General features: G+C 67.1%; 13 protein-coding genes. 4 read left to right on the forward strand and 9 right to left on the reverse strand.

What is annotated here, in order from left to right:
• The first annotated feature begins 77 nt into the window (after positions 1–77).
• The gene (gene rnr, locus H5V43_RS07175) at positions 78–2,387 is read left to right on the forward strand and encodes a ribonuclease R (RefSeq protein WP_025551393.1); all 2,310 of its coding nucleotides are present in this window, start codon (positions 78–80) and stop codon (positions 2,385–2,387) included.
• A gap of 156 nt (positions 2,388–2,543) precedes the next feature.
• Here the strand turns inward: rnr and H5V43_RS07180 are convergent, their stop codons facing one another.
• From H5V43_RS07180 to H5V43_RS07200, 5 genes are all read right to left on the reverse strand, one after another.
• Positions 2,544–2,864, reverse strand: a complete 321-nt coding sequence (locus tag H5V43_RS07180) for a hypothetical protein (protein ID WP_025551395.1) — start codon at positions 2,862–2,864, stop codon at positions 2,544–2,546.
• A gap of 101 nt (positions 2,865–2,965) precedes the next feature.
• Positions 2,966–4,342: an MATE family efflux transporter gene (locus H5V43_RS07185; RefSeq protein ID WP_025551397.1), complete on the reverse strand. Its 1,377-nt coding sequence runs from the start codon at positions 4,340–4,342 to the stop codon at positions 2,966–2,968.
• Positions 4,343–4,345: 3 nt separating this feature from the next.
• Complete coding sequence (locus H5V43_RS07190; RefSeq protein ID WP_025551398.1) at positions 4,346–5,275, reverse strand: DUF808 domain-containing protein; 930 nt, start codon at positions 5,273–5,275, stop codon at positions 4,346–4,348.
• A gap of 118 nt (positions 5,276–5,393) precedes the next feature.
• A complete protein-coding gene (locus H5V43_RS07195; protein ID WP_025551399.1) occupies positions 5,394–5,642 on the reverse strand; it encodes a hypothetical protein in 249 nt (82 codons plus the stop codon).
• A complete protein-coding gene (locus tag H5V43_RS07200; protein ID WP_025551401.1) occupies positions 5,639–5,980 on the reverse strand; it encodes a hypothetical protein in 342 nt (113 codons plus the stop codon). The genes H5V43_RS07195 and H5V43_RS07200 overlap by 4 nt, the downstream gene beginning before the upstream one ends.
• Before the next feature lie 132 nt (positions 5,981–6,112).
• Here H5V43_RS07200 and H5V43_RS07205 point away from each other — a divergent pair, with 132 nt between their 5' ends.
• On the forward strand, positions 6,113–6,418 hold the full coding sequence (locus tag H5V43_RS07205) for a plasmid stabilization protein (protein ID WP_193666798.1): 306 nt from the start codon (positions 6,113–6,115) through the stop codon (positions 6,416–6,418).
• Positions 6,419–6,445: 27 nt separating this feature from the next.
• On the opposite strand, the gene H5V43_RS07210 is transcribed toward H5V43_RS07205, so the two are convergent.
• Genes H5V43_RS07210 through H5V43_RS07225 form a run of 4 tightly spaced genes read right to left on the reverse strand, consistent with a single transcriptional unit; the run spans position 6,446 to position 10,233 of the window.
• Positions 6,446–7,078, reverse strand: a complete 633-nt coding sequence (locus tag H5V43_RS07210) for a trimeric intracellular cation channel family protein (RefSeq protein ID WP_025551404.1) — start codon at positions 7,076–7,078, stop codon at positions 6,446–6,448.
• Between the two features lie 16 nt (positions 7,079–7,094).
• Positions 7,095–7,634, reverse strand: a complete 540-nt coding sequence (locus tag H5V43_RS07215) for a glutathione peroxidase (protein ID WP_025551406.1) — start codon at positions 7,632–7,634, stop codon at positions 7,095–7,097.
• Positions 7,635–7,669: 35 nt separating this feature from the next.
• Positions 7,670–8,395 carry a VIT1/CCC1 transporter family protein gene (locus H5V43_RS07220; RefSeq protein WP_044662513.1) on the reverse strand — a complete coding sequence of 242 codons (726 nt, stop codon included), beginning with the start codon at positions 8,393–8,395 and terminating at the stop codon, positions 7,670–7,672.
• 59 nt (positions 8,396–8,454) lie between these two features.
• Positions 8,455–10,233 carry an ABC-F family ATP-binding cassette domain-containing protein gene (locus tag H5V43_RS07225; RefSeq protein ID WP_099185721.1) on the reverse strand — a complete coding sequence of 593 codons (1,779 nt, stop codon included), beginning with the start codon at positions 10,231–10,233 and terminating at the stop codon, positions 8,455–8,457.
• Positions 10,234–10,372: 139 nt separating this feature from the next.
• Here H5V43_RS07225 and H5V43_RS07230 point away from each other — a divergent pair, with 139 nt between their 5' ends.
• The gene (locus tag H5V43_RS07230; RefSeq protein WP_025551408.1) at positions 10,373–11,113 is read left to right on the forward strand and encodes an SIMPL domain-containing protein; all 741 of its coding nucleotides are present in this window, start codon (positions 10,373–10,375) and stop codon (positions 11,111–11,113) included.
• Between the two features lie 100 nt (positions 11,114–11,213).
• Positions 11,214–12,479, forward strand: coding sequence for a DUF445 domain-containing protein (locus tag H5V43_RS07235; RefSeq protein ID WP_025551410.1), 1,266 nt, complete (start codon positions 11,214–11,216; stop codon positions 12,477–12,479).
• Positions 12,480–12,530 lie beyond the last annotated feature (51 nt).

The following is a 12,530-nucleotide window of genomic DNA, read 5'->3' on the forward strand; positions in this document are numbered from 1 at the left end:
GCAGCCGTTATCTTTTCACATCGACCCTCCGCCATGGAGCACTGGCGCGGGGGAGCCCCTCTCCCTATAGCTGGTCCATGGCATCCACCGAAAAGAAGAAGAAATCCGACTCCGCCCGGACCAAGGTGCGGCCCGCAGGTTTCCCGACGCGCGAGCAGGTGATGGATTTCATCGCCACGTCCGACCAGCCGGCCGGAAAGCGGGAGATCGCGAAGGCCTTCGGTCTCAAGGGGCAGGAGAAGATCGCGCTCAAGGCGCTGCTCAAGGACATGGCGGACGAAGGGCTGATCGACATCGGCCCAGCGCGGGCCTTCCACAAGATGGGCGGCGTGCCCAAGGTCACGGTGCTGCGGATCGTGGATGTCGACGACACCACCCTGATCGCCACGCCGGAACGCTGGGAGGCGGAGGGGCAGCCCGCGCCCCGGCTGCGCGTCATGGAGCGGGGCAAGCGCGGCGCGCTGACTATTGGCGACCGCATATTGGCGCGGACGGAGGAAGCGGGGCGCGGCTGGGTCGCGCATCCGATGAAGAAGCTTGCCAAGGCGAGCGAGGAATTGCTGGGCGTGGTCGAGGAAGCGGATGGCGGCAAGCTGTGGCTGCGGCCGGTCGACAAGCGCATCCGGCGGGATACCCCGATTTCGGACGCCGGCACGGCGAAGAAGGGCGATCTGGTGCTGGCCGAGCCGGTGGGGCGCCCGCCCCGGATCACGGCGCGGGTGACGGACATATTGGGCGATCCCTTCGCGCCGCGCAGTTTCAGCCTGATCGCCATCCACAAGCATGGCATTCCCCACGTCTTTTCCGAGCGGGTCGAGGAGGAGGCGGTGACGGCTTCCAGCCTCGCCTTGCATGAGGAGAAGCGGGAGGATTTGCGGCACCTGCCCATCGTCGCCATCGATCCGGTCGATGCGCGGGACCATGACGATGCGGTCTGGGCCGCGCCGGATGATGATCCGGCCAATGAGGGCGGCTACAAGGCGATCGTCGCGATCGCGGACGTCAGCTATTATGTGCGTCCGGGCAGCGCGCTGGACCGCGAGGCGAGGAAGCGCGGGAACAGCGTCTATTTCCCCGATCTGGTCGTGCCGATGCTGCCCCACCAGCTTTCTTCCGACATGTGTTCGCTGCGGGCGGGCGAGGATCGTGCGGCCATGGCCTGTCACCTCGTGCTGGATGCGGCGGGCAAGGTGAAGAGCTGGCGCTTTTCCCGCGCGGTGATCCGGGTGGCGGCGGTGCTGGCTTATGAGGATGCGCAGGCGGCAATCGACGGCGAAAAGCCCCTCGACCTGTTGGAACCGGCATTAAAGCCCCTCTGGGCCTGCTGGGCGCTGCTGCGCAAGGCGCGGGACAAGCGGGAGCCGCTGGCGCTGGACCTGCCGGAGCGGCGGGTGGTGCTGGACGAATATGGCAAGATCGTCAGCGTGGCGGTGCGCGAGCGGCTGGACGCGCATATGCTGATCGAGGATTATATGATCGCCGCCAATGTCGCGGCGGCAAAGGCGCTGGAGGCCAAGAAGGCGCCGGTCATGTACCGTGTCCATGAGCCGCCGAGTCGGGACAAGCTGGTGGCGCTGAAGGATTATCTGGCGACCTTCGACATCGAATTCGCCCTGGGGCAGGTGGTGAAGCCCGCCACCTTCAACCGGCTGATCGCGCGGATCGGGGAAGCGGAGGAGAAGCCCCAGATCATGGAGCAGATCCTGCGCAGCCAGACACAGGCCTATTATGCGCCGTCCAATATGGGGCATTTCGGGCTGGCGCTGGGGTCCTATGCGCATTTCACGTCGCCGATCCGGCGCTATGCGGACCTGCTGGTGCATCGGGCGCTGGTGGGCGCCTATGGGCTGGAACTGCCGGCGCCCAAGGGGGATATTCCCGACCGATCATCGCTGAGCGGCGAGGATATGGAGAATATGGGCCGCGTGGGCGAGATGATCAGCCAGCATGAGCGCCGCGCCATGGAGGCGGAGCGGGAGACCATCGACCGCTATGTCGCGGCGTTCCTGGCGGCGCATGTGGGCGATCTGGTGGAGGCGCGGATCACCGGGGTGCAGAGCTTCGGCTTCTTCGCCACGGTCGAGGGGCTGGGCGGCGACGGGCTGGTGCCGGTGTCGACGCTGGGCGACGAGCGTTTCTTCTTCGACGAAGCCGGGCGGGCGCTGGAAGGCGTGGAGAGCGGGGACCGCTATACGGTCGGGCAGCGGCTGCAATTGCGGCTGGCCGAAGCGGACCCGATCAACGGCTCGTTGCGCTTCGAACTGCCCGACGCCCTGCCCCAGCGGCCGAGCTTCAAGAAGGACCGCGTGCGGCCCGGCAGCGTCAGGCGCGGGCGGCCGACCAATATCCGCCACATCGGATCGAAGCGGGGCAAGCATCGGCGGTGAGAGCCCCTTTGCGATGAAGCTTCCACGGCGCAGGTTGACGCGAGTTCCTGTCCTTGCAGGAGCAGATGGCGCTGCAACCTCCACGGCGTCACCGTGAACGAAAAAGGGCGGCCCCGCAGGACCGCCCCTTTTTCCTCTTCAACCGTCAATGCGGTTTCAGGCTGCCGCGCTCTCCGGCTCGACCGCGAACAGGGTCACGCCCTTATATTTGCTGTCGCCCTGATCATAGAGGCCGTGCATCGCCTCGAACTTTTCATCGACCAGGCTGACGTCGTTCAGTCCCGCCAGCTTGAAGGTGCCGAGCTTCAGCTCCCGCGGCGGGCGGCCGTCGCGCTCTATCGTCACCGCGTCGATGAACATTTCGTCATGGCGCGTGTAGAGGATGTGCGGCGCGAGCTTCACGACCATCTTGTTGTAGGTCGCCATCAGACATTTCTGAAGCGCTATCGCCTCGAAGAACATGGTAGGAGCGTTCATAATGCGTTTTTCATTACCGATTTGACGCGCCGGTTCAATTGCTTTGTGCGTCGCACCATCGCACGGCGACGCAACCCGGCCCATGCCCGCGACAAATGGATTCAGGCGTTTCGCCTGCGCGATAGAAGATGCAGCCGCTCACGCAAGGCCCAGCGCGCCACCAGCAGCAGCGCGACGACGCCCAGCCCGCTCGCGAGTCCCAGCCAGATGCCAAGGCCCTGTAACCCCAGCGGAAAGGCCAGGACGATGCCGATTCCGATGCCGATCACCCAATAGCCGATCAGGGCGAAGATCATCGGCACGCGGGTATCCTGTATGCCCCTCAATACCCCTGCCCCCACCGCCTGCGCGGCGTCCACCAACTGGAACAGCGCCGCGACGCCCAGGAAACCGACCGCCAGCATCGCGGTCCGCGCATTGGCGGGATCGGCAAGGTTCAGGAAAGCGGAGATCAGCATGCGCGGAAAGGCGATGAGCATCGTCGCGGCGATCAGCGCGAATCCGGTCCCGATCGCCAGCGCCAGCCAGCCCGCACGGCCGACCGCTGCCAGATCGCCCTTTCCATAGGCGAGACCCACGCGCACGGTCGCCGCCTGGCCGATGCCCATCGGCACCATGAAGACGAGCGCGGCGATCTGAATCGCGACGGCGTGCGCCGCCAGCGAGTCGCGGTCGATCAGCCCCATCAGGAAGGCGGAGGCGTTGAACACGGTGGTTTCCAGCCCCAGGGTGATCGCGATCGGCAGGCCCAGCGCCCAGACGGCCCGGTGCCGTTCGCGATCACGGGTCCAGAATCGCCCCAGCAGGCGATAGCGGCGGAACCGCCGGTCGATCAGGATGACCGACAGCAGCCCGAGGAACAGGAAGGAGGAGGACAGCGTGCTGGCGATGCCCGCGCCGAAAATCCCCAGCGCGGGAAAACCCAGATGCCCGAAGATCAGGGTCCAGCCCGCCAGCAGGTTGAACGGGATGGCGCAGACCATGATGATCAGGCCCCAGACCGGCCGTTCCAGCGCGGAAATGAAGTTGCGCAGCGTGGTGAAGCCCAGAAAGGGCAGCAGCGCCCATTGCAGGCCGCGCATCAGTTCGCCCGCCTGCGCCGCCAGGTCCGCCTCCTGCCCCATCAGCAGCAGGATGGATTCGCTTTCCCAGAGCAGCGCCCAGGCGGGCAGTACGAACAGGGTCGCCGCGCGCAGCGTCTGGTGCACCGTCCGCCTGACGTCGCGCACCGAATGCCGCCGACGCCCCCGTTCCGTGGCGATCAGCGGCGCGGCGGCGGTGACAAGCCCCATGCCGAAGATCAGCAGCGCGTTGAACAGGTTGATCGCCAGCGCCCCCGAAGCCACCGCGCCCGCGCCGAGCCGGCCCAGCAGCAGCAGGTCGGTCGCCGCGATGCCGGCCCAGGCGATATTGCCCGCGATCATCGGCAGCGCGAGCGCGGTCAGCGCCCCGGCCTCCAGACGCCAGGGTGAACGCATCGATCAGTGCTTTTTGAAGAGGTGCAGCACCGCCACGACGATGCCGCCGACGACCAGCCCGACGATAGCCGCGCCCGCCGCGTTCACGACCCATTCCACCGCCGGCGCGATGGCGGGCAGCCCCCGGCCCGCGGCTTCCGCGACATGATGGATGGCGCCGGGGATGAGATCCCAGTGAAATTCGTGCAGTCCGTGGACGATCAGGCCCCCGCCGACCCAGAGCATGGCCGCAGTGCCGACGACGCCCAATATCCGCATCAGCACCGGCATGGCCTTCACCATCGCACGGCCCAGCACCCGTGCGCCGGCCGAACGCCGTTCCGCCAGATGCAGGCCGATATCGTCCATCTTCACGATGAAGCCGACGACGCCATAGACGCCGGCGGTGATCAGGAAGGCGACGACGATCAGGACGATCGCCTGCTCCCAGATCGGTTCCGCCGCCACGGTGCCGAGCGCGATCGCCATGATCTCGCCCGAGAGGATGAAGTCGGTGCGGATCGCGCCGGAGACCTTCTGGTCCTCCAGTTCCTTCGAACTATGCGTTTCCAGCGCCTCCTCCGCCAGATCATGGCCGCCCTGCACTGCCTCCAGCAGCTTTTCGGCCGCTTCGAAACAGAGAAAGGCACCGCCCAGCATCAGCAAGGGGGGCAGAAGCCAGGGCGCGAGGGCGCTCAGAACCAGCGCGGCGGGGAGCAGGAACAGCAGCTTGTTGCGCAGCGATCCCTTGGCGATCTTCCAGATGATGGGGAGTTCGCGGTCCGGCGTCAGGCCCATGACATAGCGCGGCGTGACGGCGGTGTCGTCGATCACGACGCCGGCCGCCTTCGAGCCCGCCTTGCCCGCGGCGGCGGCGACATCGTCCAGCGAACTGGCGGTAAGCTTGGCAATCCCCGCCACGTCGTCGAGCAGCGCGATCAGACCCGAAGGCATTGATGTTATTCCCCTGTTGGCCCCGGCATGGGACCGGCAGCCGCCTCAATAGAGGCGGGGCACAAGCGGTGCAATGGATTGGGAAGCGATCGGATCGATAAGGGAGCGAGCCGGCGGCTCAATGCAGCCCGCGATAATTGCCCGGCGGGTCGCTGGCGGGGAAGCTTTCATCGACCTGCTCGTCCACCATGTCCCAGTCGCGCGCGTCGATATGCTGCTCGTCCGGCCCGGCATCGCGCACCGGGCCGGAGGAGAAGCCGGTCCCGCGATAGTCGCCCGCGTCGCGCTGCGCCTGCCACTCCTTCCATCCCCTCCACGCCACGGCGCCCAGTCCGGTGAGGAATGCGAGTTTCAACAACCCCTTCATTTCGGCTTCTCCTGTGCTTGGTGCAGATGGACCCATTCGGCCCGGTTGCCGCTGACGGTGTCCGGCGTCAGCGGGATGTCGCCTTCCTCGTCGGTGCCGCCCGGCGGTTCCACGGACGGCGCGGAGGCAACGGCCCAGCGCTGGCGCAGCGCGGCGTCGATCATCGCCTGCCAGACCCGTTCGTCACCCGCCTGCCGCATGGCATCGTCGGGGTCCTTGATGATGGCGAGCAGGCCTGCCGCGGTTTCCACCTGTTCCTGCCAGCGATCCGGACCCAGGTCGGGATTGCCGGCGGCCAGATGCCGCGCCAGCCGTTCGAGAAGAATGCGCTGCTCCATGCGCTGGTGAACGCGGGCCGGACCGCCCTGTTCCCCCCGTCGTTCGGTTCCCGCGTCGTAACGCCTGTGCAGCGATGTGAACGGCCCGCCGGTTCGATCGTTAGCCTGGAATGCAAGGAAAAGGAGACGATCATGCCCCAGGGCGACAAGAGCAGCTACACCGACAAGCAGAAGCGCAAGGCGGAGCATATCGAGAAGGGTTATGAGGATCGCGGCGTGTCCCGCAAGGAAGCGGAACGGCGCGCCTGGGCGACCGTCAACAAGGAATCGGGCGGCGGCAACAAATCCGGCTCCGGCCGGGGCAAGCCGGACAGCCATGCCTCCTCGCGCAAGGGCGGGAAGAAGGGCGGCGCGGCGTCGGCCCGGCGCCCGCCCGCCGATCGGTCCGCCGCCGCCAGAAAGGGTTGGGAAACCCGGCGGAAAAAGGCGCATGGGTGACGGCGGAGGCTATCCGCGGAGGCCGGTTCAGTCTTCCGTCTGGTAGTGCGGCAGCCCGAGCCCTTTTCGCATCGCGACGGCCCGCAGCAGGAAACCGAGCAGCGCGGCGATGACGCCCGCGACGGGGACGTCCAGCCCGATCCAGCGCAGGGCGACGAACAGGCCCGACGCGAGCGCCGCCGCCGTCACGTACAGTTCCGGCCGCAACAATATGGACGGCTCCCCCGCCAGCAGGTCGCGCATGATGCCGCCGACGCAGCCGGTGACGACGCCCATCATCGCCGCCACCAGCGGCGGCACGCCATAGCTCATCGCCTTGGCCGCGCCATAGACGGCGAAGGCGGCGAGCCCCACCGCATCCAGCCAGTCGAGAGCGCTGTCGCTCCACAAACGGCGCGGGGTGAACCAGACGAGCAGCGCCGCCATCATGCAGGCGATGGCGGGCACGGCGTCGCGGACCCAGAAGACCGGCGCGCCGATCAGCAGGTCTCGGACAGTCCCGCCCCCTACCCCCGTCACCAGCGCGAAGAAGGCGAAGGTGACGAGCGTCTGGCGCAGGCGCGCGGCGGCCAGCGCCCCGGACGCGGCGAAGACGAAAGTGCCGACGATGCCGAGCGTCTCCAGCACCGGGCCGATTTGCGGCAGCAGCGTCTGGTTCATGGGGCGGCGCTGGGCGCTATTTCGCCAGTTCCGCCTCTATGGCCGCGATCAGCCCGGCATCGTCGGGCGTGGTCGAGGGCGCGAAGCGGGCGGCCACGCCGCCATCCTTCGCGATCAGGAACTTCTCGAAATTCCAGAGCACTTCGGGTTCGCGATTGGGCGTGATGCCATAGCCGATCAGCTTTTCGCGGAACTCGGCCCCCTCCCCCTGCGAACTCGGCTGCGCGCCGGTCAGCGCTGCGTAGAGCGGGTGCTTTTCCGGCCCGGTGACGACGATCTTCTCGAACATCGGGAAATCCACGCCGAAATTGGTCGTGCAGAAGGTCGCGATCTCTTCATTGCTGCCCGGTTCCTGCGCACCGAAGTCGTTGGCGGGGAAGCCGGCGACGACCAGCCCCTTGTCCCTATAGTCGCGATAGAGCTTTTCCAGTCCCTCATATTGCGGGGTCAGGCCGCATCGGGAGGCGACGTTGACCACCAGAACCACCTTGCCCGCATAGTCGGCCAGGCTGGCGTCGGCGCCCTTGATGGTCTTGAGCGGGATTTGCTGGATCATGGCATGCTCTCCTTGCGAATGGACGGCTTCCCCCATCATATGGCGGCGCCGAAGAGCTTTCCTACCCCGGAGGTCGCAAGCATCGCGAAAACGCCCCAGAAGACGACGCGAGCCACCGCCCGCGCTACCCCGCCGCCACCCAGGCGGGCGCCGACATAGCCAAGCACCGCAAGGCACAGCAGCGACGTGACGGCGACGGCCGCGATGGCGTGCGACGGATTGGCGACGGCGGCCAGCACAGGGGCGACCGCGCCTGCGGAGAAGGTCGCGGCGGAGGTCAGCGCCGCCTGGACGGGCCGCGCGGTGCTGATGTCGGAAATGCCCAGTTCGTCCCGCGCATGGGCGGCGAGCGCGTCGACATTCATCAACTGCGTCGCCACCTGGCCCGCAAGGTCAGCCGTCAGGCCGCGATCGACGTAGATGTCGCGCAATTCCTCCCATTCCACATGGGGCTGTTGGGCGAGCGCCTTCTTTTCCTTGGCCAGATCGGCGCGCTCTGTATCGGACTGGGCGCTGACGGACACATATTCGCCCGCGGCCATCGACATGGCGCCCGCCACCAGCGCGGCGATGCCCGACAGAAGGATGGTATCCCGCGACGCCCCCGACGCAGCGATGCCGGTGAGCAGGCTGGCGGTGGAGACGATGCCGTCATTGGCGCCCAGAACGGCCGCGCGCAGCCAGCCGACGCGGTTGACATAATGGACCGCATGATGGCCGTCGATCATGTCATTGTCCTGCATCGTCGCGGATTGTTCCATGCGCCTGTCCCCTTTTTCCGCCATCTGGCTACCAGATGAGGAGGATGGCGCAAGGCATTCTAGGCACCCAGCCCTTCCGCCTTTTCCGCCAGTTCCAGCCAGCGTTCCTCCGCGGCTTCCTTTTCGGCGCGAGCCTTTTCGATCGCCTTGCTGAGCAGGTCGAACCTGCCGGGATCGCGGCTGTAGAGATCGGGATCGGCCAGCGCTTCCTCATCGCGGGCAATGGCCGCCTCCATCTCCTCTATCCGCTTGGGCAGCAGGTCGAAATCGCGCTGGTCCTTGTAGCTGAGCTTGGTCGACGCGCTTTTCGGCGGGGGCGGCGGCGCAGCCTTCCTCTCTTGCCTGGGCGCGTTCCTCGGCTGGCGCTTGGCGACCCAATCCGCATAGCCGCCGACGATCACGTCGACGGTGCCGGAGCCGTCCAGGCCAAGCGTGACCGTCACCGTGCGGTCGAGGAAGTCGCGGTCGTGGCTGACGATCAGGACGGTGCCCTCATAATCGGCAATGACTTCCTGAAGCAGGTCGAGCGTTTCGAGGTCCAGGTCGTTGGTCGGTTCGTCCAGCACCAGCAGGTTCGATTCGCGGGCGAATTCGCGGGCGAACAGCAGCCGTGAGCGCTCGCCGCCCGACAGGGTGCCGACGCGCGCCTCCGCCAGCGAGGGGTCGAAGAGGAATTCCTTCAGATAGCCGTGGACATGCTTGCGCGTGCCGCGCACGTCGATCCAGTCGCCGCCTTCGGCCAGAACGTCGCGCACGCGCCTGTCGGCCTGCATCAGGCTGCGCTGCTGGTCGATGAAGATCATGTCGAGCGATTTGGCCTGACGGACCTGTCCGCTGTCGGGCGCGAGTTCACCGGTCAGCAGTTTGAGGAGCGTGGTCTTGCCCGCGCCATTGCCGCCGACGATGCCGATCCGGTCGCCGCGCTGGATGCGCAGCGAGAAATCCCTGATGACGGTGCGGTCGCCGAAATTCTTCGTGACATGCTCAGCGGTGATGACGCTTTTCGTCTTGTTGTCGTCGCTGGCGACGGCGATTTTCGCGACACCCTGCGGCCCCACCATGGCGGCGCGCTGGGCCCGCATTTCGTGGAGCTTGGCAAGGCGGCCCTGGTTGCGCTTGCGCCGGGCGGTGACGCCGCGTTCCAGCCAGTGCGCCTCGATCTTGAGCCGGGCGTCGAGCTTCTCTGCGGCGCGGGCTTCCTCGGCATAGACCGCTTCCATCCACTGCTCGAAACCGCCGAAGCCGATCTCGTTGCGGCGGATGCCGCCACGGTCCAGCCACAGCGTCTGGCGCGTGAGGCGCGTCAGGAAGGCGCGGTCATGGCTGATGACGATGAACGCGCCATTATAGCGGCCGAGCCAGCCCTCCAGCCAGTCGATGGCGTCGATGTCGAGATGGTTGGTCGGTTCGTCCAGCAGCAGCAGATCGGGTTCGCTGGCAAGGGCGCGGGCGATGGCGGCGCGGCGGCGTTCGCCTCCCGAAGCGGTCGCGGCCTCTCGGTTGAGGTCCGTACCGAGCTGGCTGGCGATGGCGTCCACCTCATGCGCGGGCGGCGCGAACTGGCCCGCCAGCGCGAAGTCGCGCAGCGTGGCGAAGCCGGAAACGTCAGGGTCCTGCTCCAGCATGATGACGCGGGCGCCCGGACGGACGGAGCGCGTGCCCTCGTCCGGTTCGATCTGGCCGGCGATCAGTTTCAGCAGCGTGGTCTTTCCCGCGCCGTTGCGGCCGATCAGCGCCAGCCGGTCCCGATCCCCGACGAAAATATCGAGATTGCGGAAAAGCCAATGGGTGCCCTGGGACAGGCCAAGATTTTCGAAGGAGAGAATGGGAGCCGCCATGGCCGTGCAGCTAGGGCTTTGACGCGCCTGGGGCAAGGGGGGGGAACCGGAAGCTGTCTGACGGCTTTCAACGCATGTCAGCGTCCATTCATCGCAGCCGTCACAATGTCGCTGCATCGCTTCTTGAGGAGAAAGCCCTGTGAAATCCACGTTCGCCCTGATGGCATCCGCTGTCGTTGCCGCCGCCGCTCTGCCGATCGCGGCCGCTGCGCAGACCAGCGTGACCATCGCAGAAACCGCGCCGGTCGTGACGTTGAACGTCACCGAGACCGTGGAGGCGGCGCCCGACATGGCGACGGTGGGTACCGGGGTCCAGACGCGCGCCCAGACCGCCGCGCAGGCGATGCGCGACAATGCGGTGCAGATGGACAGGCTGGTCGCCGCGCTGGTGAAGGCGGGCATTCCGAAGAAGGACATCCAGACCAGCGGCATCAATCTGAGCGCGCAATATGACTATAGCAACCGCGACGGCCAGCCCGCCGGGCCGCGTTTCATCGGCTATGAGGCTTCGAACCAGCTATCGGTGAAGCTGCGCGACATCAGGAAGGTGGGAACCCTGCTCGACACGATGGTGGAGGCCGGAGCGACCAATGTGAACGGGCCGAGCTTCTCGATCAGCGATCCCGCGCCGATGCTGGCGCAGGCCCGGGCGGCGGCGTTGAAGACCGCCAGGGCGCAGGCCGATTTCTATGCCCAGGCGGCGGGTTATCGCTCGGCAAGGCTCGTCTCGCTGGCGGAGAGCAACAGCGGCGGGCAGCCGCCCATGCCGGTGATGGCAGCGGCGCGGTTCAAGGCGGACTCAGCGCCGGCGACGCCGGTGGAGCCGGGACAGGTCGGGTCCTCGGTGACGCTGACGGTGCAATATGCGCTGGAAAGATAAGGTGGCGGGGCGCCCTTCGGCCAGTTGCCGGCCTTCCATCCCCTTCCCCGGAAAAGAAGCGCTTGCCTGAACGAAACGGCGGCGTAACCGTTAGCTGGTCATGAAGATGCTTGCTCCGCCCCGGCCCGCCGTCGCCAGCCCTGTCCATCCGGCGCGGCGCATGCAGACGGTGGCGACGGGCATGCTGCTGGTCATGGCGGCGCTGTTCCTGGCGGCGCGGGCGACGGCGCACCTCCACCCCGCCATCGGCTTCGTCCAGGCCTTTGCCGAGGCGGCGATGGTCGGCGGACTGGCCGACTGGTTCGCCGTCACCGCCCTGTTCCGCCACCCGCTGGGCCTGCCGATCCCGCATACCGCGATCATCCCGCGCAACAAGGATCGGATCGGGGATACGCTCGCTTTGTTCCTGCGCGACAATTTCCTTACCCCCGCCGTGGTGGCGCGGCGGATGCAGCGGCTGGACATGGCGGCCGCCGCGGGACGCTTCCTGTCGAGTCCCTCCAGCGGCGACGGCAGGCTGCGCGAGGGCGCGTCCCGGCTCGCCGCCGATATATTGGAAGCGCTGGACCAGGAACGGCTGGGCGGCATGGTGAAGGGCGCCATCGCCCAGCGCCTGCGCGCCATGAACCTTGCCCCCCTGATCGGGCAAGCGCTGGAAGCCGCGATGCGGGACGGGCGCCACGCCCCGGTGATGGACGGCATCATCCTATGGGCGGATCGCACGCTGGAGGCGAACGACCATTTGATCCGGCAGATGGTGCATGACCGGTCGGGCAAGATAATGCGCTGGACCGGCCTTGACGAGAATCTGTCCAACGCGATCATCGACGGGCTGCGCAAGCTGCTGGCCGACATGGCGCAGGACCCGGCGCACAGCCTGCGCCTGAAGGCCGAGGAGGGCCTGACGAAGCTCGCCGCCGACCTGCAATTCGATCTGGAGATGCAGGCGCGCGTGGCGCGCATCCGTGACGAGGTGGTCGACAATCCGGCAATGCAGCGCTGGATCGATGGCCTGTGGGAACAGGCGCGCGGCGGGCTGTTGCGCGCGGTGCGCGATCCCGGCAAGGCGATGGCGGGGCGTCTGGGCGAAGCGCTCCATCAGCTTGGTGCGACCTTGCAACAGGACGCGCGGCTGCGGTTCCTTATCAACCGCTTCGTGCGGCGTGCCGCCGTGGGGGCGACGGCAGCCTATGGCGATGCCATCGTCAAGCTGGTCAGCGAGACGGTGCGCGGATGGGATGCGGGGACCGTCACCAGCCGGCTTGAGCATGCGGTCGGCCGCGACCTGCAATATATCCGGGTCAACGGCACGCTGGTGGGCGGGCTGGTGGGACTTGCCATCCATAGCGTCGATACGCTGCTGTAGAAAATGCGGGATTTGGCGGATGAGGGCCAGGGACGGACACAAGAGCACGGT

The sequence above is a fragment of the Sphingobium fuliginis genome, from assembly GCF_015074805.1.
In the GTDB taxonomy this organism is placed as follows: Bacteria; Pseudomonadota; Alphaproteobacteria; order Sphingomonadales; family Sphingomonadaceae; genus Sphingobium; species Sphingobium fuliginis.